This window comes from Micrococcus sp. TCR-5 (assembly GCF_052220525.1).
In the GTDB taxonomy this organism is placed as follows: domain Bacteria; phylum Actinomycetota; class Actinomycetes; order Actinomycetales; family Micrococcaceae; genus Micrococcus; species Micrococcus luteus.
In genome coordinates this window covers 88,623-114,501 of the sequence record NZ_JBQPDO010000005.1, presented here as the reverse complement: position 1 = coordinate 114,501, position 25,879 = coordinate 88,623, and the positions used below count along the sequence as shown (strand labels likewise).

Sequence of the window (25,879 nt, the reverse complement as noted above, 5' to 3'; positions counted from 1 at the left end):
TCCCGTGTACCTGTCCCACCTCACCGTCGCGGACTTCCGGTCCTACCGCTGGGCCGACCTGGAGCTGACGCCGGGGTCCACGGTGCTGCTCGGGGCCAACGGGGTGGGCAAGACCAACCTCGTGGAGGCGATCGGCTACCTCGGCGCCCAGCAGTCCCACCGGGTCAGCTCGGACGCTCAGCTCGTGCGCTTCGGCCGGGACCGGGCCCGGATCGCCGGACGCGTGCACCGCGGGTCGCGCGCCGTCGCCCTCGAGCTGGAGATCCTGCCGGGCCGGTCCAACCGGGTGGCCATCAACCGCGGCGCCCCCGTGCGGGCGAAGGAGGGCCTCGGGATCCTGCGCACCGTGGTCTTCGCCCCGGAGGACCTGAGCCTCGTGACGGGGGAGCCCGGTGGCCGCCGTCGTCTCCTCGACCAGCTCATGGTGCAGCTGCGTCCGGCCCTCGGCGAGGCCGCCGCCGACTACGAACGCGTGCTGCGCCAGCGCAACGCCCTGCTCAAGTCGAGCCGCGGCTCTCGCCGCTGGGGCCCCGAGGAGGACGCGACCCTCGCCGTCTGGGACGAGCACCTCTGCGCCGCCGGCGCCCGCCTGCTCCACGGCCGCCTGCACGTGCTGCGCCTGCTGGCCCGCCCCCTCCAGGAGATGTACGCGGCGCTGACCAACGGCTCCAAGGCGGCGGCCTACGCCTACGAGTCCACCGTCCCGCTGGCCCGCGGCACCCACGCGGAGGTCCCGGCCGTGGCGGACCTGGCCGTGGACATGCGCCGGACGCTCGAGACCCAGCGGGAGGAGGAGCGGGCGCGGGCGCTCACCCTGGTGGGCCCCCACCGGGACGAGCTCGCCCTCTTCCTGGGCCCGGCGCCCGCGCGCGGCTACGCCTCCCACGGGGAGACGTGGTCGCTGGCGCTGGCCCTGCGCATGGCGGCCTACGACGTGCTCGTGGCCGACGACCCGGACCCCGACGCCCGCCCCGTCCTGATCCTGGACGACGTGTTCGCGGAGCTCGACGCCGCCCGTCGCCGCCGCCTCGCCGCGCTCGTGCACCGGGCCGAGCAGGTGATCGTCACGGCCGCCGCGCTCGAGGACGTCCCCGAGGAGCTCACGGCCCACCGCGTGCTCATCCGCCAGGACGCGGAGGGCTCCGAGGCCGTGGCCGCCGCGGCCCCCGTGGAGGGCGACATCCGCGAGCCCCGGCGCGAGGGCGGCGCCGATGGCTGAGACCCCCGCCCCGTTCGAGCCGGACCGGCCGGACCTGGCGCTCGTGCAGCTGCGTCGGGTCCGCGAGGCCGCCCGGGAGCGGGGCGAGGCGCCGCTGCGGGCGCGGGGGACGGGCGCGGGCCTGGCCGGGGCCATGGCGGGCACGCCGTCGGCCGGCCGGGAGCGGCAGGACCGTCGGCGCCCGTTCGGGGGTGCGGACCGGGACCCGGCCACGGTGTCCACCGTGTTCGGCCGGCTCATCCGCGACCGCGGCTGGTCCACCCCCGTGGCGGTCGGCTCCGTGCTCACCCGCTGGGCCGAGCTGGTGGGGCCGGAGATCGCGCTGCACTGCCGCCCGGAGAGCTTCGAGGACTCCGTGGTGCGGGTCCGGACGAGCTCCACCGCGTGGGCCACGCAGCTGCGCCTGATGAGCCCCGTGCTCCTGCAGCGCTTCGACGAGGCGCTCGGGCCCGGCGTCGTGACCCGCATCGAGGTGGCGGGGCCGCAGGCCCCGAGCTGGCGCAAGGGGCCGCGCACCGTGCGCGGCGGCCGCGGGCCGCGCGACACCTACGGCTGAGTCCGGGGCGGCCCCCCGCGGCGCACGACGGCGTCCCGGACGCGGCGAGGCCATGGGCGCCGCTCTGGCGCGCTCACAGGGTCGGGGACGGCCCGGGAGGCATGGGCGGTCTCCTGCGCACGTCCTGAGCCGTGTCCCTGGCCGCTGAGCGGGTGTTCTCCCGTGGCGGACCCCCGTCGATGCGGGCCCTCGGGGTGTCAGGCGGTACACTGGGACCAGTGAAAGGGGGCCGGTTGTCGTCCGTCCCCCACCCCCGTGGATCTGCGGGAGCGTGTCGCGTGCCGGTTATGTCCGGGCGGCGTCGCGCGCCTGCGCGCGGGTCGACCCAGCCGCCGACGTCCGAGGAAGTGAGCCACCCGTGGTTGACGCCATGCCCGAGAACCCCGCGGAGGAGCCGACCGCCGCGTCGGCCGCGCCGAACCCGGAGGCCGTGCCGGACGCCGTCGGGCAGCCCGAGACCCCCGTGAAGGACCGGAAGGTGCCCGGTGAGTACGGCGCCAGCGCCATCACCGTGCTCGAGGGTCTCGAGGCCGTCCGCAAGCGCCCCGGCATGTACATCGGCTCCACCGGCCCGCGGGGCCTGCATCACCTCGTGTACGAGGTCGTGGACAACTCCGTGGACGAGGCGCTGGCCGGCTACGCCACCGGCATCGACGTCACGCTGCAGGCCGACGGCGGCGTGCGCGTGGCGGACGACGGCCGCGGCATCCCCGTGGACCTGCACCCCACCGAGGGGAGGCCGACCGTCGAGGTCGTCATGACGATCCTGCACGCCGGCGGCAAGTTCGGCGGCGGCGGCTACGCCGTCTCGGGCGGCCTGCACGGCGTGGGCATCTCCGTGGTCAACGCGCTCTCCCGCCGCGTGGACACCGAGGTCCGCCGTCAGGGGCACGTGTGGCGCATGTCCTTCGCGGACGGCGGCGTGCCCCAGGGCGAGCTGGTGAAGGGGGAGGCCACGGACGCCACGGGCACCGTGCAGACGTTCTACCCGGACCCGGAGATCTTCGACTCGATCGAGTTCGACTACGAGACCCTGCGTGCCCGCTTCCAGCAGATGGCCTTCCTCAACAGGGGCCTGCGCATCACCCTCACGGACGAGCGCGTCCAGGAGTCCAACGAGGTCGTCGACGACGAGATCGCGGGCGAGGGCGCCGCCGGTGAGGACGTCGCGGAGAACGGCCTGGCGGAGGAGGCGGAGCAGGAGCCCCAGCGCCGCTCCGTCACCTACCTGTACGAGAACGGCCTGCTCGACTACGTCCAGCACCTCAACTCCGCCAAGAAGGTCGAGTACGTCCACGACGACGTCATCGCCTTCGAGGCCGAGGACGTCTCGGACGGTCGCTCCATGGCCGTCGAGGTGGCCATGCAGTGGACCTCCGCCTACTCGGAGTCCGTGCACACCTACGCGAACACGATCAACACCCACGAGGGCGGCACCCACGAGGAGGGCTTCCGCGCCGCGCTGACCTCCCTGGTCAACCGCTACGCGCGGGAGAAGGAGATCCTCAAGCCCAAGGAGGACAACCTCACGGGCGAGGACATCCGCGAGGGCCTGACCGCCGTGATCTCCGTGAAGCTCTCCGAGCCGCAGTTCGAGGGCCAGACCAAGACCAAGCTCGGCAACTCCGAGGCCCGCGGGTTCGTGTCCAAGGCGGTCACGGACCACCTCGGCGACTGGTTCGAGCGCAATCCGGGCCCGGCCAAGGAGATCATCCGCAAGGCCATCATGGCCTCGCACGCCCGCCTGGCCGCCCGCAAGGCCCGGGACAACGCGCGCCGCAAGTCCCCGCTGGAGTCCTTCGGCATGCCCGGCAAGCTGGCCGACTGCTCCTCGAAGGACCCCGAGCGCTGCGAGGTGTACATCGTGGAGGGCGACTCCGCCGGCGGCTCGGCCAAGCAGGGCCGCAACCCGGAGACGCAGGCCATCCTGCCGCTGCGCGGCAAGATCCTGAACGTGGAGCGCGCCCGCCTGGACAAGGCCCTCGGCAACGCCGAGATCCAGTCGATGATCACGGCGTTCGGCACCAACATCGGCGAGGAGTTCGACATCTCCAAGCTGCGGTACCACAAGATCGTGCTCATGGCGGATGCGGACGTGGACGGCCAGCACATCACCACGCTGCTGCTGACCGTCCTGTTCCGGTACATGCGCCCGCTCATCGAGGCCGGCCACGTGTTCCTCGCGCAGCCGCCGCTGTACCGCATCAAGTGGTCCAACGCCCCGCACGACTACGTGTTCTCGGACGAGGAGCGCGACGCCGCCGTCGAGGCCGGCCTGGCCAAGGGCTGGCGCTACCCCAAGGACAACGGGGTGCAGCGCTACAAGGGCCTGGGCGAGATGAACTACCAGGAGCTGTGGGACACCACCATGGACCCGGAGCACCGCACCCTGCTGCAGGTGACCATGGAGGACGCCGCCGCCGCGGACGCCGTCTTCTCCATGCTCATGGGCGAGGACGTGGAGTCCCGCCGCACCTTCATCCAGCAGAACGCCAAGGACATCCGCTTCCTGGACGTCTGAGCCGGACCCGCAGACCTGCCTGAGCCGACCATCCTCCCCGCCGTCGCGGGGAGCACGAGAGGACCCGCGTGAGCGACGAGACCACCCCCCAGACCCCGGACGAGCCCGTCGAGGGCGCCCCGACCCCGCAGACCGGCCAGACCGGCCTGGACATCGAGGTCGAGCACTACGTGCTCCCCGAGGGCGCCGCCGACAAGGTCGAGCCCGTCGACCTCGAGTCGGAGATGAAGCGCTCGTACCTGGACTACGCGATGGCCGTGATCGTCGGCCGCGCGCTGCCGGACGTGCGCGACGGCCTCAAGCCCGTGCACCGTCGCGTGCTCTACGCGATGTACGACGGCGGCTACCGCCCGGACCGTGCGTTCAACAAGTCCGCCCGCGTGGTGGGCGACGTGATGGGCAACTACCACCCGCACGGCGACACCGCGATCTACGACGCCCTCGTGCGCCTCATCCAGGACTGGGTCCAGCGCTACCCGCTGGCGCTCGGCCAGGGCAACTTCGGCTCCCCGGGCAACGACGGCGCGGCCGCCCAGCGCTACACCGAGACCAAGATGGCCCCGCTGGCCATGGAGATGGTCCGGGACATCGACGAGGACACCGTCGACATGCAGGACAACTACGACGGCAAGCAGCAGGAGCCCGTCGTCCTGCCCGCCCGGTATCCGAACCTGCTGGTCAACGGCTCCTCGGGCATCGCCGTCGGCATGGCCACGAACATCCCGCCGCACAACATGCGCGAGGTGGCCGCGGGCGTGCAGTGGTATCTCGAGCACCCCGAGGCCACCCGCGAGGAGCTGCTCGAGGCGCTCCTGGCCCGCGTGCACGGCCCCGACTTCCCCACGGGCGCCCAGGTCCTGGGCCGCAAGGGCATCGAGGAGGTCTACCGGACCGGCCGCGGCCCCATCACCATGCGCGCCGTGGTCAACGTGGAGGAGATCCAGGGCCGCACGTGCCTCGTGGTCACCGAGCTGCCCTACATGACCAACCCGGACAACCTCGCCGCGAAGATCGCGGAGATGGTGCGGGACGGCAAGATCAACGGCATCGCGGACATGCGCGACGAGACCTCCGGCCGCACCGGCCAGCGCCTGGTGATCGTGCTCAAGCGCGACGCCGTCGCCAAGGTGGTGCTGAACAACCTCTACAAGCACACCGAGCTGCAGTCGAACTTCTCGGCCAACATGCTCGCGCTCGTGGACGGCGTGCCGCGCACCCTGTCCCTGGACGGCTTCGTGCACCACTGGGTGAAGCACCAGATCGACGTGATCGTGCGTCGCACCGCGTTCCGCAAGCGCAAGGCCGAGGAGCGCGCGCACATCCTGCGCGGCCTGCTCAAGGCCCTGGACATGCTGGACGAGGTCATCGCGACCATCCGCCGTTCGGCCTCGGCGGAGGTGGCCCGCGAGGCTCTCAAGGAGCTCCTGGACATCGACGACGTCCAGGCCCAGGCCATCCTGCAGATGCAGCTGCGCCAGCTCGCCGCCCTGGAGTCCCAGAAGATCCAGGACGAGTACGACGACCTCATGGCGAAGATCGCCGAGTACAACCGGATCCTGGAGTCCCCGCAGCGTCAGCGCGAGGTCATCTCCGAGGAGCTCGCCGAGATCGTGGCCAAGCACGGCGACGACCGCCGCACCGAGATCATCGCCGGCTTCGACGGGGACATGTCCATCGAGGACCTGATCCCCGAGGAGGAGATGGTCGTCTCCATCACCCGCGGCGGCTACGTCAAGCGCACCCGGATCGACCAGTACCGGTCCCAGGCGCGCGGCGGCAAGGGCGTGCGGGGGGCGACGCTGCGCGGCGACGACGTCGTCGAGCACTTCCTCACCGTGTCCACGCACCACTGGCTGCTGTTCTTCACGAACTTCGGCCGCGTGTACCGCATCAAGACGTACGAGCTGCTCGAGGCCGGCCGCGACGCGAAGGGCCAGCACGTGGCCAACCTGCTCGCGTTCCAGCCGGACGAGCGGATCGCCCAGATCCAGCCGCTCGTGGACTACGGCCGAGCCCCGTACCTCGTGCTCGCCACGCGCGGCGGCCTCGTGAAGAAGACGCCGCTGCTGGACTACGACACGAACCGCACCGCCGGCCTGATCGCCATCAAGCTGCGCGAGGGGGACGAGCTGGTCTCGGCCCGCGTGGTCTCGCCCGACGACGACCTCATCCTGATCTCGCACAAGGGCCAGTCCCTGCGGTTCACCGCCACGGACGAGGCGCTGCGTCCCATGGGCCGTGCGACCTCGGGCGTGACCGGCATGAAGTTCCGCGACGACGACTCCCTGCTGACGATGGACGTGGTGGAGGAGGACGGCTACGTCTTCACCGTCACGGACGGCGGCTTCGCCAAGCGCACCCACGTGGACGAGTACCGCCCGCAGAACCGCGGCGGCCTCGGCATCAAGGTCGCCAAGCTCGTGGACGACCGCGGCGAGCTCGCCGGCGGTCTCGTGGTGCGCGAGGACCAGGAGGTCCTCGTGGTGATGGCCTCGGGCAAGGTGGTGCGCTCCGCCGTCGCCGGTGTGCCGGCCAAGGGCCGCGACACGATGGGCGTGATCTTCGCCAAGCCGGACAAGCGGGACCGGATCGTCGCCGTCACCCTGAACAACGAGCAGGAGATGGAGGCGAAGGCGGACGCCGAGGCCGAGGCGGGGCCGGATGTACCCTTGGACGCAGACATCGACCCGACCGACCCCGTAGCCGCACCGGAGGACGCCCTGACGCAGGACGCCGGTGAGGGTGCAGACGGAGGAGAGCAGTGAGCACGTCCGCGTCGTCGCGTCCCGGCCAGGGACGGAGCACCGGGAAGGCCGCCGAGCCGCGGTCCGGCCGCCCGGTGCGCAAGGCCAGCGGGTCCTCGCAGGAGGACCTGGTCCGCGCCGTCCCGAAGGCCAAGGTGCGCCGCGCCCGCCTGGTGCTGACCCGGGTGGACCCGTGGTCCGTGCTGAAGCTGGCGTTCCTGCTCTCGGTGGCGCTGGGCATCCTCACGGTGGTGGCGGCGGTGGCGCTGTACTCGCTGTCCGACGTCCTCGGGATCTTCGACAGGGTCAACGACGTGATCGGCACCGTGCTCGGCTCCGAGGCCGGGCGCTACACCGTGGCGTCCCTGGCCCCGCTGAGCACCGTGACCTCGCTGGCCACCGTGCTGGCCGTGGTCAACGTCATCCTGCTGACCGCCCTGGCCACCGTGGCCGCGCTGCTCTACAACCTCTGCGCGAGCCTCGTGGGCGGCCTCGGCGTCACGCTGACGGACGACTGAGCAGACCCTCGACGACGCCCCGCGCGGATTTGCGCGGGGCGTCGGCGTTCCTGTACAGTCATCTCCTGTTGTGAACGGCGTCAGCCGTGAGCGACGGTGAGGGCGTATAGCTCAGGCGGTTAGAGCGCTTCGCTGATAACGAAGAGGTCCCAAGTTCAAGTCTTGGTACGCCCACTCCCACCACACAGAGCCCCGGTCCGCTGGGGCTCCGTTCGTCTCCGGAGGTCTTCCCATGGGTCGACTGGCACGCGTGGCCCTCGTGGTCAGCGCCGCGGCAGCCGCCTATGGGGCGCGTCTCTGGCGGGAGAACAGTGCGGGGAAGGACGTCTGGGCCACGGCCACGGACGACCTGCCGGAGGACGCCGACGGCGTCGAGCCGGCACCGGAGGACTGACCGGTCCTCACGGGGGCATGGCGCAATTGGTAGCGCACCTGCTTTGCAAGCAGGGGGTTAGGGGTTCGAGTCCCCTTGCCTCCACCGAAGAAGGGCCCGGGAGTCGTGAGACTCCCGGGCCCTTTCGTATGCCCAGGGTGGCCGCCGGCGCCGGCACCGTGGGCAGAAACCGGCGACCCGGGGGCTCCTGGGGCACAAACCGCAGGACTTCGGGCCCCGTGGGCAGAAGAGAGGGCGTTTCTGCCCACGGAGGGACGGGGATGGCCTGCCCCGAACCCCCGCCGCCGGACCCGCCCACCGTGCCCGCCGTCGTCGTGCGTGGTGTTGGATGGTCCGGTGAACACCACCATCGACACCCCGTCCCCCGACCGACCCGCCTCTGGGCAGGGCACTCCGGCCTACGCCCGGGTGCCCGCGAGCTACTACGACATCTTCGTGGGCGTCTTCATCGCCCTCCTGATCCTCTCCGGCGTCACCGCGGCCAAGCTCTTCTACGGCCCCACCGTCCCGGTCATCTCGGACCTCTTCTACGACGGCGGCCCCCTCATCTTCGACGGCGGCGCCTTCCTGTTCCCGTTCGCGTACATCGTCGGCGACATCCTCGCCGAGGTGTACGGCTGGCGCCGGGCCCGCCGCGCCATCGTCCTCGGCTTCGCGATGCTCGTGCTCGCCGCCCTCACCTACACAGTGGTCTCCTGGACCACGCCCGTCGAGGGCTTCGAGGTGTGGGACCAGGCCCTCGCGCCCATGCTGCGGATCACCGTGGCCGGCTTCGTCGCGTTCCTCGTGGGCTCCCTGCTCAACGCGTCCATCGTGGTCCGCCTCAAGGAGCGCATGAGGGAACGGCACGTGGCGTTCCGGCTCATCCTCTCGACCGTGGTCGGCCAGTTCTTCGACACCCTGATCTTCTGCACCATCGCCTACGCCGGCACCATCTCGCTGCTGGAACTGGCGAACTACACGGTGACCGGCTTCGCGTACAAGACTCTCGTGGAGATCCTCATCGTGCCGGTGACCCTGCTCGTCATCCGCGCCCTCAAGCGCCGGGAGCCCACCTACCGGGCACCCGGCTTCGAGATCCACCGCGACGACGATCCCGCCCTCGCCCCGGCCGCGTCCCGCTGACCCGCACGGGCCCCGGCGCGGCCGCGCCGGGGCCCGTCCGTCGCGCGCACCCCGCCCACCGGCTACCGTCGGTGCCATGGGCAAGGACCTCTTCGAGCACGAGCAGCAGCAGACCCTCAGCCGTGAGCAGGCCGCCGCACGCCTACGCGACCTCGCCGACCAGCTCTCCCGGCAGAACGAGGTGCGGGTCGAGCACGGCGGCCGCGACGTCGTCGTCACCGTCCCGGACCGCGTGGGCCTCGAGGTGGAGCTCGAGGTCGAGGACGGCGGCGACGCCGAGCTGGAGATCACCCTCAGCTGGTGACCGGCCCCGGGGCGGCCGCTGCCTCCCCGTGCCTCAGAACGTCCAGAGCTCCCCGGGGGCCAGGCGCCGGTAGTCGGTCACGCCCTCGGCGAGACCCGAGAGCACCCGATCCACCACGCCCTTGCCGTCCTCGCTGAGGATGCCGTCGTGGATGGGGCGGGTGTGCGTCGCCGCGATGGCCCGCATCTGGTCCACCACGTCCGCGATGCGCAGCCACGGCGCCGCGGCGGGCAGCAGGAGCACCTCGACGTCGGCGTCCGGCACCGTGAACGAGTCGCCCGGGTGCAGCACGGCCCCGTCCACGAGGTAGGACACGTTGACCGGGCGCGGCACCTCGGCGTGGATCACCGCGTGCTCCCCGCCGAGCACCTCCACCCGGAAGCCGGCGGCCTCGAACGTCTCCCCGGGCACGGCCGTGTGCACGTGCCCGGCGTCGAGCCCCGCCTCCGCTAGCGGCCCCGTCAGATCCCGTGGCGCCCACACGTGCGCCTCCGTGCCGGCCACGGCCCTGGCCAGCTGCTCGGGGACCACGTGGTCCGGGTGGCCGTGCGTCACGAGGACGGCATCCGCGCCGTCCAGCACCGCCGCGTCGCTGAACGCGCCGGGGTCGAACGCGAGGCGCCGACCGGCCTTCTCGAGGCGGACGGCCGAGTGGCCGAAGAGGGTCAGGGTCGTGCTCATGCAGATCACTCCTCCGCCCGGCGTCGGGATCCCGGGCGCTCCCAGCCTCCCGCGCGCTCCCGGCGGTGGACAAGGCCCGCGCCCCGTTCGACGGCGGCCCACCGGCTCCCGCCCCGACCTGCGCCCGGACGCGCGCCGGCCCGCGCCCCCTCGGTCCTGCCGAGGATGCGCGGGCCGGTCGCCGTCCGCGGCGCGCTCAGAGCGCGGGGGAGCGGGTCAGCGCTGCTGCCCGGGCTGGACGCCCAGCACCTTCGCGTTGGCGGCGGCCACCGGGTCCGGCGTGGCGGTGTCCACCCGCACGCCCTGACCCGCCGCGGCCGAGCCGGCCTCGGCCACGACCTTCTGCTGCTGGGCGTAGGGGTTGTTGGCCTCCACCACCGGGATGTTCGCGGTGATCGGGCCCGGCACCGGGGCGGTCCACGGATCCTGCACCGGCTTGGTCAGGCGCCACAGGGCGAAGCCGGCGCCGGCGGCGGCGGCCGCCATGCCCGCGACGATCCAGGCGCGGCCGCCCGAGCGGGAGGCCCGGCGACCGGCGGCACGGTTCAGGTCCTTCTCGGCGGCGCCGGCGTACTGCTCGGCGCCCTGGCGCAGGCGCTGCACGATCGCCTTGTCCCCGGTGAGCTTGATCAGGGCCTGCTCCAGGGCGTCCGGGACCTCGACGTCGTGGGCGGTCTTGCGGGCGTGCGCGGCGCCGTCGGCCAGGCGGGCGGCGGCCACGGGGAGGACCTCCTCCTTGCGGCGCTGGGCGTAGTCGCCGGCGTCGGCCAGGCGGGCCTGCACCTGCGGGGCCACCTTCCCGCCCTGCTCCTGCAGCGCGGACAGACCCGTGGCGAGGAGGCCGGCGAGGGTCAGGCCGCCCGCGGCGGCGGCGTCCTTGGCCTGGCCGGCGCGGTCGCTGAACAGGGCGGCGGACCGCTGCGCGTCCTTGCGGGCGCCCTTGGCGGCCCTCTTCGCGTCCTTGCGCAGGCCCTTGGCGGCCTGGCGGCCGTCCCGGCGCACCTGCGTGGCCTTGCGGCCCCCACGACGGCGGCCCTTCTTCGCGGCCTTCTCGGCGTCCTTGCGCGCCGCGGCGAACTGCTGCTGCACCTCGTGGCCGGCGTCCTGCGCCTGGGCCTGCAGGTGCTCGAGGAAGTCCTGGACGGTGTCCACGCCCTTGGCGACGGCGGGGGCCAGCAGCCCGTACTGGTGCGCGACGGCCTCACCGGCCTTCCGCGCCCCGCGCTCGACCACGGGGCCGTACTCCTTCTTGGCGTCCTGGGCCTTGCGGCGGCCCTCCTCGGCCGCGGCGGAGCCGCCGATCAGCCCGTAGGCCGCGGCCACCTCGCTCCAGGCGCGGGTGGACTCCACCTTCGGGGCGGCCCAGTGGCGCAGGTTCTCCGCCTGGCGTGCGACGAACGCGTTCGCGCCGCCGTCGTGCTGGATCTCGTCGTGCAGGGTCTTGCGGGCCATGTGATGCCTCCCGTGAGTTCTGGATGGTCGTTGAACGCGGTGGTCCTCGAGGCCCAGCCTAGTGGCCGACCCCCGCCGTGGCACGGGTCCCGGCACGCCGGGAGTGCGTACGCCGATCGCGGAAGATCCCGACCCCGGACGGCGGGATCCGGACGGCCCGCCGCCGCGGATGGAACAATGGGGCCCATGGCGAACAAGACGCACACCGCGACCATCCACACGAACCACGGCGACATCGTCGTCGAGCTGTTCGGCAACCACGCCCCGAAGACCGTGAAGAACTTCGTGGGCCTCGCCACCGGCGAGCAGGAGTGGACCCACCCGCAGACCGGTGAGAAGAACAACGGCGCCCCGCTGTACTCCGGCACCGTGTTCCACCGCATCATCAAGGACTTCATGATCCAGGGCGGCGACCCGCTCGGCATGGGCATCGGCGGCCCCGGCTACCAGTTCGGCGACGAGATCCACCCCGAGCTGCAGTTCGACCGTCCCTACCTGCTGGCCATGGCCAACGCCGGCCCCGGCACCAACGGCTCGCAGTTCTTCATCACCTCCGTGCCCACCGGCTGGCTCAACGGCAAGCACACCATCTTCGGCGAGGTGAAGGACGAGGCCTCCCAGAAGGTCGTGGACGAGCTCAACGCCGTCGCCACCGATCCCCGTGACCGCCCGCTCGAGGACGTCGTCATCGAGTCCATCGACATCGACGAGGCCTGAGCAGCCCCTCGGTGAGCACCACCCCCTCTGACCCGCACGGCCCGGACTCCGCGGACGGCACACCCCCGGTGTGCCCGCGGCATCCGGGCCGTGCCGCGTATGTGCGCTGCGCCGTCTGCCGGCGCCCCGCGTGCCTCGACTGCCAGCGTCCCGGCTCCGCGGCCGGACCGGTCTGCGTGGACTGTGCGTCCGGCGTCGTGGCCGGCCCCGCTCCGACGCCGTCCCCCGCCGCCGGCGCCGCCGCGACGGTCCCGGCCCGACGGCGGACGGGCTTCACCGCCTCGCCCGTCACTTGGATCCTGCTGGCGGTCACGACGGTGGTCTATACGGCGCAGTGGATGACCCGGGATCAGGCGTCCGGTGTGACCGAGGCGCTCTGGTACGCCGGGCTCTACACGTCCCCGTACGGCATGGAGCCGTGGCGGATGGCCTCCTACGCGCTCGTGCACGACGTCTCCGGCCCCACGCACCTGCTGCTGAACATGCTCGCGCTGTGGGTGATCGGGCGCGTGCTCGAGCCCGCGCTGGGCTGGTGGCGGTTCCTCGCCCTCTACGTGCTCTCCGCCGTGGGCGGCGCGGTGTTCGCACTGTGGGTCTCGGACCCGCTGCAGCCCGTCGTCGGGGCGTCCGGCGCCGTGTACGGCATGTTCGCGGCCCTGTTCCTGCTCACCCGGGTGCGGGGCGGGCAGGTGCGCTCGATCGCCGTGCTGATCGGCCTGAACCTCGTGTTCTCGTTCCTGCTGCCCGGGGTGGCCTGGCAGGTGCACGTGGGCGGGCTGCTGACGGGCGCCGTCGTCGCCGTCGTGTTCTCCCTGGCCGGCGGGCTGCGGCCCGGCCGCGCGCGCGTGCCGTCCGTGGGCGCCCAGGCGGCCGGCCTCGTGGTCGTGGCGGCGGCGCTGGCGGCGCTCACGGTGCTCGGCGCCGCCCGGGTCACGGTGGCAGGCCTGCTCGGCTAGGCCGTCGTCCCCGACCGTCCCCGGAGTTCTCCACAGGCGGGTGTGCACTTCTTCCCACAGGGGTGTCCACACCTGTGGACAACTCCGGGGACAACTCGTCTCCGGGCGGGATCGTGCGGATCGGCCATCCACAGGGTTGTCCACCGCTGTGGAGAACTACACGCGTGTCATTCGCTCCAGCGGGACATCATGAGGAACCCGACGAGCGCGATGCCGAAGCCCACGAGGATGTTCCAGCCGCCGATCTGCACGATCGGGAAGAGGCCCTGGGTCAGGTAGTAGACGATGATCCAGAGCAGGCCGAGGATCAGCAGGCCGAACATCACGGCCTTGTACCCGGGGGAGAGGGGCTTCGGACCCGGGTCCACGTCCCCGAGGTCCGTCCGCACGGCGGAGCGGCTGCGGCGCGCGGCCTCGAGCTCCTCGCGCTTCCGACGGGCCGAGTCCTTGCGCTTGCCGGCGGGTGCTGCCACGGGTCTTCTCCTCGGGTGGGGGGTGGTGGGCGCCCCCACCGGCGGGGACCGGGGCGGGGACGGTATCCTGCTGACCTGCCCAGGACCGGGGTCAGCGACGTGCCCGGCCAGTCTATGCACCCCGCTCCCACGCGGCGGGGAGGAAAGAGCGCCCCCGTGCAGAGCCCCGAGGTCTCCGTCCTCGTCGTCGACAACTACGACAGCTTCGTCTACACCCTGGTGGGCTACCTCGAGCAGCTCGGGGCCCGCACCACCGTGATCCGCAACGACGAGGTCACCCCCGCCCGCGCCCTCGAGCTCGCGGCCGAGCACACGGCGGTGCTCATCTCGCCCGGGCCGGGCGCGCCCGCCGACGCCGGTGTCTCCCTCGACCTCATCCGCTCCGCCGCCGACGGCGGCCGTCCGCTCTTCGGGGTGTGCCTGGGGCACCAGGCCATCGCGGAGGCGTTCGGCGCCACCGTGACGCACGCGGAATCCCTCATGCACGGCAAGACGTCTCTGGTCCGCCGCGGCGAGCACCCCATGTTCGAGGGCGTCCCCTCGCCGTTCACCGCCACCCGCTACCACTCGCTGGCCGCCGTGCGGCCCACCGTGGACGAGGCGGTCCTGGAGATCACCGCCGAGACCGAGGACGGCGTCGTGATGGGACTGGCCCACCGCACCGCGCCCCTGTGGGGCGTGCAGTTCCACCCCGAGTCCGTGCTCACCGAGGGCGGCTACCGGATGCTCGGCAACTGGCTCGAGTCCGTGGGGCTCTCCGGGGCCGCCGAGCGCGGCGGCCGGCTCTCGCCCCTCGTCCGCCAGGACTGACCGGCCCCGGGGCCCGGTTCGCGGGTCCGACGGCGCCCCGTCCGCTCAGGTGGACGGCGGCGGATCGATCGAGGGCTCGGGCTCCGGCGTCAGCGTCGGCAGCGGGTCCACCGGCGTCGCGGTGGACGAGGTGCTCGGCGACTGCCCGGTCGGCTCCGACGAGGTCGACGGGGCCGCCGACGTCGGCGCCGGGCTCTGCGTCGGTGACGGCGTCGCGGTCGTCGTCGGCTCGGGGCTGGGCGTGGCCGAGGCGGACGGCGAGGGCGAGGGTTCCGCGCTCGCGGAGGGCTCGGGGCTCTCCGACGGCGGGGGGCTCGGTGACGCGGACGCCGACGGCGTGGGCTCGGGCGCCTCGCTGGACGGCGGCGCCGGCTCGGAGGGCTCGGCCGTGGGCGCGATCCATGAGGACGCCGTCAGGGTCAGGGAGGAACGGTTGTCCACGCGGACGCCGGCGGGCGGATCCTGGGCCACGACCGTTCCGGTGTCCGTGGTCGCGCCGTCCTCGTCCTGGATCCGCACGCGCAGCTCGGGGGCGCTCAGCGCCAGCTGACGCCGCGCGTCCGGAGCGCTCATCCCCACCACATCCGGCACGTCGACCATGCCGCTGGACAGGTGCAGCACCACGGAGGAGCCGGGCGGCACGTGCGTGCCCATCGCGGGGTCGGTGCGGGCGAGCAGCCCGCGTTCGAGTCGGCCGTCGTCCTGGTACTGCACGGAGGAGACACGCAGGCCCAGCCGTTCCAGCTCGCGGCGGGCCGCGTCCTCGGACAGCCCGTGCAGGGAGTCGGACAGCGCGATGCCCTCCTCGCCGCGGGACACCCGGATCCGCACCTCGGCCCCGCGGGGCACCTCCGTGCCCGTCGGCGGGTCGCTCTGGGTGACGGTCCCGTCCGGGGCGTCGGCCATGTACGCGGACGAGACGACGGCCACCAGACCTGCGTCCTCGAGCGCCGCGACCGCCTCGTCCTGCTGCAGCCCCACCACCGCGGGCACCTCCGCGGTGGTGGGCAGAGCCGCCGCGAGCCACGGCGCCAGGACCAGGGCCAGCGCGATCAGGACCGCGCCGGCCGCCAGGAGCGTGCGCCGGCGGAGGCGCCGGCGGACGCGACGGTGCGTGGCCGTCGCTGGCGCCGGCGTGTCCCCTTGCGGTTCGGGCCGGGGCGTCGCGACCGCACCGGGCATCACCGGCTGGCCGACCGTCACCGGGCGGGGGCCGTCCATGGCGGCGGCGGCGGCAAGCTGCGCGGCGGAGGCGGCGCCGAGCAGTCCCGCACCCGCCACGGCATGGTTCGCCGCCTGGGGCTGTGCGGCGTCCGGCTCGGCCGGGACGGAGGGCGTCGGCCGGGTCAGCGGGACCGCGGCCGTCGGCACATCGGCCCCGTGCTCCGCGGCCGCGGCGCCCAGCACCGCGCCGACGAGGGCGGGAGGGACGGCATCGAGCGGCGGGGTGTGACGGCCGGGGCCGGCGTGCGGATCCGCGGCGGCCTCCTCGAGGGCCGCGAGGAACGCGGCGCCCGTGGGGAACCGGTCCTCCGGATCCTTGCGCAGGGCGCGCAGCACCACGGGGTCGAACGCGGGCGGCAGGTCGGGGTCGACGTCGGAGGGTGCCGGCGGCTCCTCGCGCACGTGCTGGTAGGCCACGGCCAGCGGCGTGTCACCCGTGAAGGGGGGTCGGCCCGTGAGCAGCTCGAACAGCAGGCAGCCGGCCGCGTAGAGGTCGGCGCGGCCGTCCACGGTGCGGCCCGTCGCCTGCTCCGGGGCCAGGTAGAGGGCCGTGCCCACCACGGCCTGGGTCTGCGACGTGGTGGCGGAGGTGTCGGCCAGCGCATGGGCGATCCCGAAGTCCATCACCTTCACGGCGCCCGTCTCCGTGACCATGACGTTCGCGGGCTTCACATCGCGGTGGACGATGCCCTCCTCGTGCGCGTGCTCGAGCGCTTCCAGCACGCCCCGGGTCCAGGCCACGGCACGGTCCGTGCCCACGGCGCCCTCGGCGTGCAGGATCTCCCGCAGCGTCCGGCCGGAGACGAGCTCCATCACCAGGAACGGGCAGTCCACCGGATGGAGGCCGTCCTCGAGGGAGACCTCGCCCGTGTCGTACACGGAGACGATCGAGGGGTGGTTCAGGGAGGCCGCCGAGCGTGCCTCCTTGCGGAAGCGCGCCTGGAAGTGCGGATCGCGCGCCAGGTCCCGGCGCATCAGCTTGACCGCCACCGGGCGGTGCAGCCGCAGGTCCTCGCCGCGGAAGACGTCCGCCATGCCGCCGCGCCCGATCAGCTCACCGATCCGGTACCGCCCGTTCAGGATCCTCTGCTCATCCACAGACACGTCCGCGTGCCCGTCCCGCCCGCCGCTCAAGCGGAGGGCGTGGCGTCGGCGGACGAGGCCTGCGCGCCACGCGCGTCGGCGGAGGAGGCCTCCGCGCCGCGCGCGTCAGCGGACGGGTCGGTGGTGGGCTGGCCCGTCGGCGCCGTGGACTCGCCGGAGGACTCCGTCGTCGGATCCCCCGTGGGTGTCGTCGGCTCCTCGGTCGGCTCCGGCATGGGCTCCGGGTCGGCGGTGGCCGTCGGGGATTCGGCGGTGGGGGACGGGCTGGGCTCGTCCGAGGCCGACGGGCTCGGCCCGGTGCTCGGCTCCTCCGACGCGCTGGGCTCCGGCTCCGAGGCGGGCTGGGACGCCTCGCGGGTCGGCGCGGCGTCGGACCCGCCGGTGGCCACGATCAGCTGCACGTGCGTGTCATAGCGGTGTCGCTCGCCCTCGCCGGGCACCACGCGCACCACCTCGCCGTCGGCGCCGTCGGCGGACGGGTCGTCCACCCGGTCCACGGTGAAGCCGCGGTCGCGCAGCGTCTGGATCGCGCTCTCCACGGGCTGGCCCACGAGGCCCTCCGGGATGACGCCCTCCCCGGTGGAGACGGCCAGCGTGACGGTCTCACCGCGCCGCAGCGCCCCCACGGGGTTGATCTCCTCGACGGTGCCCTGCGGGCTCTGCGCGTCGCGGTCCTCCTCGCGCACCGCCAGGCCGAGGCCCTCGAGCTCGGTGCGCACCTCGCTCACGGGGCGACCCTTGTACGCCTCCGGGTCCACGTGCACGGACGACTCCTCCTGCGAGGTCGCCGGCGCCGAGCCGCCGACGCCGCGGCCACCCGTGAGCAGCGGCCACAGCAGGGCCCCCAGCAGGGCGAACACCACGAGCCCGAGCAGCGCCCACAGCGGCCAGCGGTTGGCGCGTCGCCGGCGGGCGGGTGCGGAGCCGCCCCCGGCGGGCGGGCCCGGGTCCACGACGTCGCCCGGGCGGGTCTGCTGATCACGCACGGCGGCGATCTCGTGGTCGCGCGTGCTCGCGCTCGCGGCGGCGCCGGCCACACCGGCCGCGCCCACGGCCGCCGCACCGGCGGCGCCGGGGCCGCGGGCGTCGTCGTCGGTGCGGGGCTGGGCCGCGGTCACCGGCAGCGCCGCGGTGGCGGGGAAGCCGTCCGTCCGGGTGCCCTCGGCGCGGGGATGGGTGGTGCGCATGCCGTCGTAGTCCAGGGGGGCGGTCTCGGCGCCCGAGGGGTCGGCCACGCCCTGCTCCTCGAGGAAGGCGGCCAGGCCGGGCACGGCCTCCACCGCGCCGCGGGTGTCCTTGCGACGCAGCGCGTCGGCGGCCTCCGAGAGCGCGGTCGCGTCCGAGGGCCGCTCCTTGGGGTCCTTCGAGAGCATGCACATGATCAGGGCGCGCACCGGGGCCGGGACGGTGTCCGGCAGGGGCGGCGGGGTGTCGTTGACCTGGGCGAGGGCGATCGCGATCTGGGACTCGCCCGTGAACGGGCGATGCCCGGCGAGGGCCTCGTAGCCGATGATGCCCAGCGAGTAGAGGTCGGAGGAGCCGGTGGCTTGCTGCCCCGTGGCCTGCTCGGGCGCGAGGTACTGGGCGGTGCCCATCACCTGGCCGGTGGCCGTGAGCGGGACCTGGTCCGCCAGGCGCGCGATGCCGAAGTCCGTCACCTTCACCCGGCCGGTGGGCGTGATCATGAGGTTGCCGGGCTTGACGTCGCGGTGCACGAGCCCCTGGGCGTGGGCCGCCGAGAGCGCGGCCGCCGTCTGCGCGATGATCCGCAGGGTCCGCTCGGGGGAGAGCACCTTCTCCTTCTCGAGGATGGAGGACAGCGGCTGGCCCGGCACGAGCTCCATGACGAGGTAGGCGGAGCCCTTCTCCTCGCCGTAGTCGTAGACGTTGGCGACGCCGGGGTGGTTCAGCAGCGCCGTGTGCTGGGCCTCCGCCCGGAAGCGGCGCAGGAAGTTGGGGTCACCTGTGTACTCCTCCTTGAGGATCTTCACGGCGGTGATCCGGCCCAGGACCTTGTCCCGCGCCTTCCACACCTCACCCATGCCGCCGATCGCGATGCGATCGGTCAACTGGTACCTGCCGCCGAGGGTGATGCCCGATGTCGGCCTCATTCCGTGACCACCGCTTCCATGATTGCCTTCATGCCACTGACGACTGTCTGATGTCCAACCCCCGGCGGCTCGTCCTCCACCACGATCGTCACGGCCGCCCGGGGGTTCTCGCTCGCGTCGAAGCCGGTGATCCAGGAGTGCACGTTGCCCGTGTCCCCGACCTCGGCCGTGCCCGACTTCGCCGCGATCCGCACCGTGTCCGACTGCACGGATCCCAGGATGCCGTCCTCCACCGCCGAGACCATCATGTCCGAGACCTGCCCGGCCACCTCGGGGGTCGTGGCCCGGCCGCGCTCACGGGGGCTGAACTCCTGCACCGTGGTGAGGTCCGAACGGCGGACCGCCTTGATCAGCTGCGGCTCCATGACCACGCCGTCGTTCGCGATGCCGGCGGCCACCATAGCCATCTGCAGCGCGGTGGCCTGCACGTCCCGCTGGCCGATCGAGGACTGCGCCAGCGCGGCGTCGTCCAGGTCGGAGGGGAACACGGAGCCGGTCACGGGCAGCGGGTAGTCGAAGGAGTCGTTGAAGCCGAACCGCTCGGCGACCTCCCGGATCCGGTCCTGGCCCAGCTCGACGGCGGCCATGGCGAACGGCGTGTTGCAGGACTGCGCCAGCGCCCACGTGAGGGTCTGACGCCCCACGGTGTTGCACGGTGAGCCGTCGTAATTGGGCAGCTCCGTGGTCGTGCCGGGCAGCGTCCACGCGGCGGGGATGTCCACCGTCCCGTCCGGGGTGTAGTCACCGGACTCGAGCATGGCCACCGCGTCGATCAGCTTGAACGTGGAGCCGGGGGACACGAGCTGCTCCGCGGCGCGGTTGCGGTACGCGCTGGCACCGGGGATCTGGTCGATCGCGGCCATGGCCGCCTGCGCCTCGGCCGGGCTGTGCGAGGAGAGCGCGTTGGAGTCGAAGCTCGGCTTCGACACCATGGCCAGGATCTCGCCTGTCGTCGGGTCCGTGACCACGGCGGAGGCGCGCACGCCGTCCGGGAGCGCGTCGTACGCCAGGCGCTGCAGCTCGGGGTCGATCGTCAGCTCCACCTGGTCGCCCTCAGGCGTGGCACCCGTGATGATCTCCATGGCGCGGTCCACGAACTGGGACGTGGGGGTGCCGGAGAGCTGCTCGTTCATGGCCGCCTCCAGCCCGTCGGTGCCGTAGGTGAGCGAATAGAAGCCTGTGAGCGGGGCGTACAGCTCGGGCTCGTGGTAGACGCGCTGGTAGTGGTACGCGTCGTCGGAGGGGACGGACTCGGCGATCGGCTCGCCGTCCACGAGGATCGGCCCGCGCGGGGCGCCGAACTCCAGGAACATCTGCCGCGAGTTCAGGGCGTGCGTCTTGAGCTGGTCCGCGGCCAGCACCTGGATGACGGACGCGGCCAGCGCGAGCACCAGGATCATGGCCGCCATGACGGTCCACGTGCGTCGGATCGCCTCGTTCACCGCTCCTCACCTCCTCCCGGGGGCACGGCCGCCGCCGGGAGCGCCGTGCCGGGGTCGAGGTGGCCGGCGCCGGGCCCGGACGCGTTGACCATCCCGTCCACGACCACGGGACGGCGGGCGGCGTTCGAGATGCGCAGCACGAGCCCCACGATGATCCAGTTGGCCAGCAGCGACGAGCCGCCGGCGGCGAGGAACGGCGTCGTGAGGCCGGTGAGCGGCAGCACGAGGGTCACGCCGCCCATCACCACGAACACCTGCCACGCCATGGTGAAGGCCAGGCCGGAGGCGAGCACCTTGCCGAACGCGTCGCGCACGCCGAGGGCGGCGCGCATCATGCGGGTGACGAGCAGGAGGTACAGGACGAGCACGGCGGCCAGGCCCACGAAGCCGAGCTCCTCGCCGATGGCCGTGAGGATCATGTCCGAGAAGGACAGCGGCACCTGGGTGGGGTTGCCCGCGCCCAGGCCGGTGCCCATCAGCCCGCCTGAGGCCATCGCGAACAGGCCCTGGACCACCTGGTAGGAGCCGCCGAAGTCGCGATGGTAGATCTCGGGGTCGAAGGCCCTCAGCCAGATCTCGAACCTGGCGGTCACGTGCGGCATGAACAGGAACGCCAGCGCCGCGCCGAAGGCGATCAGGCCCAGGCCGAGGAGGATCCAGGAGGCGCGGGACGTGGCGATGTAGAGCATCGCCATGAACATGCCGAAGAACAGCAGGGCCGAGCCCAGGTCGCGCTGGAACACGAGCACGCCGAGCGCCAGGAGCCAGCCGGCCAGCAACGGGCCGAGGTCCCGGGCTCGGGGGAAGGTCACCGGGCCCACACGGCGGCCGGCCAGCAGGATCAGGTCGCGGTTCGCGGAGAGGTAGCCGGCGAAGAAGATGGCCAGCGTGATCTTGGCGATCTCGCCGGGCTGGAAGGTGCCGAATCCGACGTCGATCCAGATCCGCGCCCCGTACATGCTCAGGCCCAGCCCGGGCACGAGCGGCAGGAGCAGCAGCACGCCGGACGCGGCGAGGAACAGGTAGGGCCAGCGCCGCAGCACCCGGTGGTCGCGCACCAGGAACACCAGGGCGGAGGCCACCAGGACGGCCAGGACGGACCACACGAGCTGCGAGGTGGGGTTGGCCATCGCGGCGTCCTGGCTCAGCCGGTGGATCATGGCCAGGCCCAGCCCGTTGAGCAGGGCGGTGATCGGCAGCATGAACGGGTCCGCGTAGGGGGCCCGCAGCCGCAGGACCACGTGCAGCACGAGGGTGGCGGCGCCGAAGACGCCCAGCGGCACCCAGGCGGTGGAGTCCAGCGGGGCGTCCGTGCCGATCATGCCCAGCAGGTCCGCCCCCAGGGCGATGGCCAGGGCGGCCAGCAGCAGGACCAGTTCGATGTTCCGGCGCGGGCGTGCGGGGGAGATCACCTCGGTCACGGGGCCTCACCTCCCGTCGCGCTCGGGGACGACGCCGGGCTCGTCGGCGCGGTGGAGCCGGACGCGTCCGAGGGGCGGGCGGAGGACGACGACGGCGTCGTGCTCGGCCGGGCCCGCTCGGAGGGCTCACCGGCGGGGGCGGGGGCGTTCGGGTGCAGCGAGTCGCGCAGCTCGGCGACGATCTGCTCCGCGTGGTCCACGTCCCGGGCGGGCATGCCGGCGTTCACGCGGTCGCGTGCGTACGCGGGCAGCGCGTCCACCGGGAGGTCGGTCTGGCGGTCCACGTGGGACAGCTCGAGCGGGCCCAGCCGCTGGGAGACGCCCTTGAACACGGCGATCCGGCCGTCGTTGGCCCCCACGTAGTACTGCGTCTGGGTCCACAGGTAGCCCCACACGGCCACGGCCGCGAGGGTGAGGGCGAGCAGCGTGGTGAACACGGGGATGAACCAGCCGCGGCGGTACTGCACCGGGCGGTCGTCCTTTCCACGCCGCCGACGCGCGGCCCCGTCCTCGGGGCCGCCGGCGGGCCCGGCGGTCGCCGGGGCCGGGGTGGGGGCCGTGGTCATCGGCTCGGCGGCCTCGTCGGACGGGTGGTCGGCAGCGGTGGCGGCCGGTGTGGCGGCGGAGGAGGAGCCGGCGGCGGCAGCGGTGCCGCTCTGCGCGGCGGGCGGGACGGAGGCGTCCGGGCGCGGGGCGGCGGCGGGATCCGGCCCGTCCGTGAGGACGGCCGCGGTGCGCCGGGGACGGTTCTCCGGCACGGGCGTCTCGCCGAGCAGGGCGGCGGCACGGCGGCGCGTGGAGCTGCGGGTGACCACGGGGATGCGATCGGTCTTCACGGCGTTGGAGGCCGCGCCGACGAGCAGGTGAGGCCGTGCGTCCAGGTCCTCGCGCAGCAGCAGGCCGGAGACCGGGCCGACCTCGGGCGGGTGGGCGGCGGCGAGGGCCTGCTCGGACAGGTGGACGTCCGGGACGGGGGCCAGCTCCTCCGCCGTGCCCTCCGCGATCTCGAACGCCACCACGGTGACGTTGTCCGGGGCGCCGCCCTTGAGGGTGAGGTCCACGAGGGTGTCGACGGCCTGGTTGAGAGCCTCCGAGTCCCGCAGCACCTCGTGGATCTTCTCGGGGGGGACCACGTCCGTGAGGCCGTCCGAGCAGAACAGCCACCGTTCTCCGGGGGCGACGGGCACCTCGAACACGTCCAGCTCGGGGGAGGCGTCCACGTCGCCGAGCACGCGCATGAGCACGTTCTTGTTCGGGTGGAACGGGGCCTCCCCGGCCTCGAGGCGCCCCTCGTCCACGAGCTTCTGCACGAACGTGTGGTCCGTGGTGACCTGGGAGAACTCGCCGTCCGCGAGCCGGTAGGCACGGGAGTCGCCGATGTGCGCGATGTGCAGCGTGGTCCCCGCGAGCAGGCCGGCGGTGCACGTGGTGCCCATGCCGGCGAGCTTGGGGTTGGCGTGCACCAGCTCGTTGAGGATCAGGTTGGCGTTCTGGATCTCGTCCGGCAGCACCGTGGCCGGGTCCTCGTAGCCCACCGCATCCAGCGGGGCCAGATCCAGCACCGTGGACGCGCTTGCCACGTCGCCGCCCACGTGCCCGCCCATGCCGTCCGCGAGCACGGCCAGATGACGGCCCACGTAGGCGGAGTCGTCGTTCTTGGCACGGACGCGGCCGACGTCGGAGCGGGCGGCGTAGCGGAGGACGAGGGTCATGGGTCAGGCCTCGAGCTCCATGACGGTCTTGCCGATGCGGATGGCCGTGCCGGGGCCCACGGGCAGCGCGCGGGTGACGGGGGCGCCGTTCACGTAGGTGCCGTTCGTGGAGCCGAGGTCCTCGAGGAACCAGCGGGTGCCCTGCGGGAACAGCCGGGCGTGGCGGCCGGAGGCGTAGTCGTCCACGAGCACCAGGTCGGCGTCCTGGGCGCGGCCCATCAGCAGGGGACGGCCCTCCAGGGCGATGGTCTGCCCGGCCTTCGGGCCCTCGACCACCCGCAGGGTCCGGGACAGCCGCGGGGCCGGCGTCGTCGGCGCGGACGCGGCGGGGGCCGGCGTCGACGCGGGCGCGGGTCGGTCGACCGCGGACGAGCCCGCCCCGGCGACCCCGGCCGCGGGCGCCGCGGTGACCAGGCCGGCGTCGCGCTGGGCCTGCTGGAGGCGCGTCTTGTTGCGCCGGCCGACCACGAGGTCGCGGCCCTGCGCCATGACGATGGAGATGATCAGCACCCACAGGGCCAGCAGCAGGCCCATGCGGAGCACGGCGACGGCGAGCTCGCTCATGCGCGGCCCCCCGTCCCGCCGAAGAACAGCAGCTCGGTCTGGCCGACGGTCACCACGTCCCCGTCGCGCAGGGTGACGGAGCCGTCCACGCGGCGGCCGTTGACGAGCACGCCGTTGCGGCTGCCCAGGTCCAGGAGCGTGACCGTGGAGCCGACGGTGAGCAGGCGCAGGTGCTCGCGGGACACCGAGGAGTCCGGGATCACGAGGTCGGCACGCTCGGCCGAGCGGCCGAGGATCAGGTCGTCCCCGTCCAGGGGGAGCATGCGGCCGTCCAGCTCGAGGGCCGGGCCGGCGGGCTCGGTCACGGGGCGGCCCATCACGACGGTCGGCTGGTCGGCGTGGGAGGGGGCGGCGGGCGCGGCCGGGGCGGCGGCCCGGCGGGGCGCCGGACGGGGTCCGACGCGCGGGGCGGGGGAGGGCTCACGGGGCGCGGCCGCCGGCAGGTCCTCGACCAGTCGGTCCGGCGCCGCGGCGGAGGCTCCCGGGCCGTGGGCGGTGGCGGGCGAGGCGCCGTCGTCGTGGGGGGCCGGGGCGGTGAGCGAGCCGTCGTCCAGGCGGGTGACCACGCGCAGGTCCCCGGCGCGCACGTCCGCGTCCGGGTGGAAGGCGACCCGGACCGTGCCGGGCAGCGCATAGCCCTGGGAGTCGGCGTGGCGGATGACCTCATCGCACAGCTCGCTGGCGAGGGTGGACCCCCACGAGCGGGCGCGTTCGAAGTCGGCGGGGGAGAAGTGGACCACGTAGCTGTTGGGCGCGACCGTGTGGCCCTCCGACAGGGCGAGAGACTCGTCGTCCATCGCCTGCCGCAGGGCCGAGGCGATCTCCACCGGCTTGACCGCCCGCGGACCGCCGGCCGAGAAGGCCGAGCGCACGACCCGCTCGAGGCCGCGTTCGAGGTTGTCCAGAAGTCCCACGACGGGGCCCCTTTCCACAGTTGTCCGTCCCGATACTACGGGCCGGGCTGGGAGACCGCCGAGAACAGCGGGATCCTGCCGGGTGGAACGCGGGTGGGAGAGGTGCCGGAGGGGGCGAGCCGCGGGGGTGGTGGGGACGCGGGGGCGGGCGTCGGGGCCGATTTGCGCGCCCGGGCGAGCGGGGGTTAGAGTATTCCTCGCTGCCTGTGACGGTCGCCGGATGTCCGGGGCTGAGAGCAGGAAGCCGCTCGCGCGAGTGGCGGAATTGGTAGACGCGCTGGCTTCAGGTGCCAGTGTTCGCAAGGACGTGGGGGTTCAAGTCCCCCCTCGCGCACCGAGGACGAAGGCCCCGGAACCACACGGTTCCGGGGCCTTCGGCGTTCCCGGGCTGGTCCCCACTCACCGTTTGAGGGCGGTTTCGGGCGGTATCCACGCCGAATACCGCCCGAAACCGCCCCCAAACGCCGCGGGGTGGGCCGGGTGCGGGGCCGCGCGCCCGACGCCGGCCCTCACGGCTTGACGCACACCACCGGGACGCGCGCCTCGAGGATGATCTGCTGCGCGGCCGATCCCAGCAGCAGCTTGCCCACGGGGGAGCGGTGCTTCACGCCCACCACGATCCGGCTCGCGCCCACGCGCTCGGCGTGCTCGAGCAGGTCGCCGACGGCGTCCCGGCCGCGCTCCTGGGCGTGCGCCACGGACGCGACGACGCCGGCCTCGCGCGCCTCCGCCTCGTCCGGCTCGGTCCCGTCGAGGGAGAACCAGACCACGTCCTCTCCGCGCAGGGCTGCCTCGGCCAGAGCGGCCCGCCAGGCCGCGGCGCTCTCGGGGGTGCTGGTTCCGGTGCTGATGATCGTCATGGGGACCACTGTGCGTCATGGACGCGGCCCCCGTCACCACCCGGACCGGTTGTCGTC

General features: G+C 73.4%; 22 protein-coding genes and 3 tRNA genes. 14 read left to right on the top strand and 11 right to left on the bottom strand.

All coding sequences use genetic code 11. From position 1 onward, the window contains the following. The first annotated feature begins 4 nt into the window (after positions 1–4). The 10 genes from recF (at position 5) to ACTSKS_RS04660 (ending at position 9,381) form a co-directional block, all read left to right on the top strand. A complete protein-coding gene (recF, locus tag ACTSKS_RS04705) occupies positions 5–1,219 on the top strand; it encodes a DNA replication/repair protein RecF (protein ID WP_049145013.1) in 1,215 nt (404 codons plus the stop codon). Further along, positions 1,212–1,775 (top strand): DUF721 domain-containing protein, encoded by a 564-nt coding sequence (locus ACTSKS_RS04700; RefSeq protein WP_044659941.1) that lies wholly within the window; start codon positions 1,212–1,214, stop codon positions 1,773–1,775. The genes recF and ACTSKS_RS04700 overlap by 8 nt, the downstream gene beginning before the upstream one ends. Before the next feature lie 370 nt (positions 1,776–2,145). Further along, positions 2,146–4,296, top strand: a complete 2,151-nt coding sequence (gyrB, locus tag ACTSKS_RS04695; RefSeq protein WP_036314432.1) for a DNA topoisomerase (ATP-hydrolyzing) subunit B — start codon at positions 2,146–2,148, stop codon at positions 4,294–4,296. 68 nt (positions 4,297–4,364) lie between these two features. Further along, positions 4,365–7,061: a DNA gyrase subunit A gene (gene gyrA / locus ACTSKS_RS04690; RefSeq protein WP_237069399.1), complete on the top strand. Its 2,697-nt coding sequence runs from the start codon at positions 4,365–4,367 to the stop codon at positions 7,059–7,061. Beyond that, positions 7,058–7,558, top strand: coding sequence for a DUF3566 domain-containing protein (locus ACTSKS_RS04685; protein ID WP_010079768.1), 501 nt, complete (start codon positions 7,058–7,060; stop codon positions 7,556–7,558). The genes gyrA and ACTSKS_RS04685 overlap by 4 nt, the downstream gene beginning before the upstream one ends. A 100-nt stretch (positions 7,559–7,658) precedes the next feature. Continuing rightward, a tRNA-Ile gene (locus ACTSKS_RS04680) sits at positions 7,659–7,732 on the top strand. 58 nt (positions 7,733–7,790) lie between these two features. After that, entirely contained in the window at positions 7,791–7,952 is a 162-nt protein-coding gene (locus ACTSKS_RS04675) for a hypothetical protein (RefSeq protein ID WP_020624432.1), read from the top strand. An 11-nt stretch (positions 7,953–7,963) separates the two neighbouring features. Then, positions 7,964–8,036: transfer RNA gene (locus ACTSKS_RS04670), tRNA-Ala, on the top strand. Positions 8,037–8,288: 252 nt separating this feature from the next. Continuing rightward, positions 8,289–9,077, top strand: coding sequence for a queuosine precursor transporter (locus tag ACTSKS_RS04665; RefSeq protein ID WP_049145006.1), 789 nt, complete (start codon positions 8,289–8,291; stop codon positions 9,075–9,077). Between the two features lie 76 nt (positions 9,078–9,153). After that, complete coding sequence (locus tag ACTSKS_RS04660) at positions 9,154–9,381, top strand: amphi-Trp domain-containing protein (protein WP_020624434.1); 228 nt, start codon at positions 9,154–9,156, stop codon at positions 9,379–9,381. 33 nt (positions 9,382–9,414) lie between these two features. On the opposite strand, the gene ACTSKS_RS04655 is transcribed toward ACTSKS_RS04660, so the two are convergent. Further along, complete coding sequence (locus tag ACTSKS_RS04655; protein ID WP_144826394.1) at positions 9,415–10,062, bottom strand: MBL fold metallo-hydrolase; 648 nt, start codon at positions 10,060–10,062, stop codon at positions 9,415–9,417. 216 nt (positions 10,063–10,278) lie between these two features. Beyond that, the gene (locus ACTSKS_RS04650; RefSeq protein WP_237069400.1) at positions 10,279–11,514 is read right to left on the bottom strand and encodes a hypothetical protein; all 1,236 of its coding nucleotides are present in this window, start codon (positions 11,512–11,514) and stop codon (positions 10,279–10,281) included. A gap of 186 nt (positions 11,515–11,700) precedes the next feature. On the opposite strand from ACTSKS_RS04650, the gene ACTSKS_RS04645 reads away from it, so the two are divergent. Both ACTSKS_RS04645 and ACTSKS_RS04640 read left to right on the top strand, forming a co-directional pair. Beyond that, entirely contained in the window at positions 11,701–12,231 is a 531-nt protein-coding gene (locus ACTSKS_RS04645; RefSeq protein WP_010079725.1) for a peptidylprolyl isomerase, read from the top strand. Positions 12,232–12,242: 11 nt separating this feature from the next. After that, entirely contained in the window at positions 12,243–13,187 is a 945-nt protein-coding gene (locus tag ACTSKS_RS04640; protein ID WP_237069402.1) for a rhomboid family intramembrane serine protease, read from the top strand. A 167-nt stretch (positions 13,188–13,354) separates the two neighbouring features. On the opposite strand, the gene ACTSKS_RS04635 is transcribed toward ACTSKS_RS04640, so the two are convergent. Next, on the bottom strand, positions 13,355–13,660 hold the full coding sequence (locus tag ACTSKS_RS04635) for a cell division protein CrgA (RefSeq protein ID WP_044659935.1): 306 nt from the start codon (positions 13,658–13,660) through the stop codon (positions 13,355–13,357). Between the two features lie 156 nt (positions 13,661–13,816). On the opposite strand from ACTSKS_RS04635, the gene ACTSKS_RS04630 reads away from it, so the two are divergent. Next, positions 13,817–14,470, top strand: coding sequence for an anthranilate synthase component II (locus ACTSKS_RS04630; RefSeq protein ID WP_036337278.1), 654 nt, complete (start codon positions 13,817–13,819; stop codon positions 14,468–14,470). Between the two features lie 45 nt (positions 14,471–14,515). On the opposite strand, the gene pknB is transcribed toward ACTSKS_RS04630, so the two are convergent. The 7 genes from pknB to ACTSKS_RS04595 are packed head-to-tail and all read right to left on the bottom strand — an operon-like array spanning position 14,516 to position 24,962. Then, on the bottom strand, positions 14,516–16,792 hold the full coding sequence (gene pknB, locus ACTSKS_RS04625; protein WP_144918968.1) for a Stk1 family PASTA domain-containing Ser/Thr kinase: 2,277 nt from the start codon (positions 16,790–16,792) through the stop codon (positions 14,516–14,518). Positions 16,793–16,824: 32 nt separating this feature from the next. Further along, on the bottom strand, positions 16,825–18,909 hold the full coding sequence (locus tag ACTSKS_RS04620) for a protein kinase domain-containing protein (protein WP_442927324.1): 2,085 nt from the start codon (positions 18,907–18,909) through the stop codon (positions 16,825–16,827). Continuing rightward, complete coding sequence (locus ACTSKS_RS04615; protein ID WP_036384638.1) at positions 18,906–20,351, bottom strand: peptidoglycan D,D-transpeptidase FtsI family protein; 1,446 nt, start codon at positions 20,349–20,351, stop codon at positions 18,906–18,908. The genes ACTSKS_RS04620 and ACTSKS_RS04615 overlap by 4 nt, the downstream gene beginning before the upstream one ends. After that, entirely contained in the window at positions 20,348–21,772 is a 1,425-nt protein-coding gene (locus tag ACTSKS_RS04610; RefSeq protein ID WP_036314455.1) for an FtsW/RodA/SpoVE family cell cycle protein, read from the bottom strand. The genes ACTSKS_RS04615 and ACTSKS_RS04610 overlap by 4 nt, the downstream gene beginning before the upstream one ends. Beyond that, positions 21,769–23,484, bottom strand: coding sequence for a PP2C family protein-serine/threonine phosphatase (locus ACTSKS_RS04605; protein ID WP_049146851.1), 1,716 nt, complete (start codon positions 23,482–23,484; stop codon positions 21,769–21,771). The genes ACTSKS_RS04610 and ACTSKS_RS04605 overlap by 4 nt, the downstream gene beginning before the upstream one ends. A 3-nt stretch (positions 23,485–23,487) precedes the next feature. After that, positions 23,488–24,048, bottom strand: a complete 561-nt coding sequence (locus tag ACTSKS_RS04600; protein ID WP_002858202.1) for an FHA domain-containing protein FhaB/FipA — start codon at positions 24,046–24,048, stop codon at positions 23,488–23,490. Continuing rightward, positions 24,045–24,962 (bottom strand): FhaA domain-containing protein, encoded by a 918-nt coding sequence (locus ACTSKS_RS04595; protein ID WP_095695170.1) that lies wholly within the window; start codon positions 24,960–24,962, stop codon positions 24,045–24,047. The genes ACTSKS_RS04600 and ACTSKS_RS04595 overlap by 4 nt, the downstream gene beginning before the upstream one ends. Before the next feature lie 250 nt (positions 24,963–25,212). Between ACTSKS_RS04595 and ACTSKS_RS04590 the strand changes: the two genes are divergently transcribed. After that, positions 25,213–25,296 (top strand) — tRNA-Leu (locus tag ACTSKS_RS04590). Positions 25,297–25,471: 175 nt separating this feature from the next. On the opposite strand, the gene ACTSKS_RS04585 is transcribed toward ACTSKS_RS04590, so the two are convergent. Next, positions 25,472–25,822 (bottom strand): universal stress protein, encoded by a 351-nt coding sequence (locus ACTSKS_RS04585; protein ID WP_041103511.1) that lies wholly within the window; start codon positions 25,820–25,822, stop codon positions 25,472–25,474. Positions 25,823–25,879 lie beyond the last annotated feature (57 nt).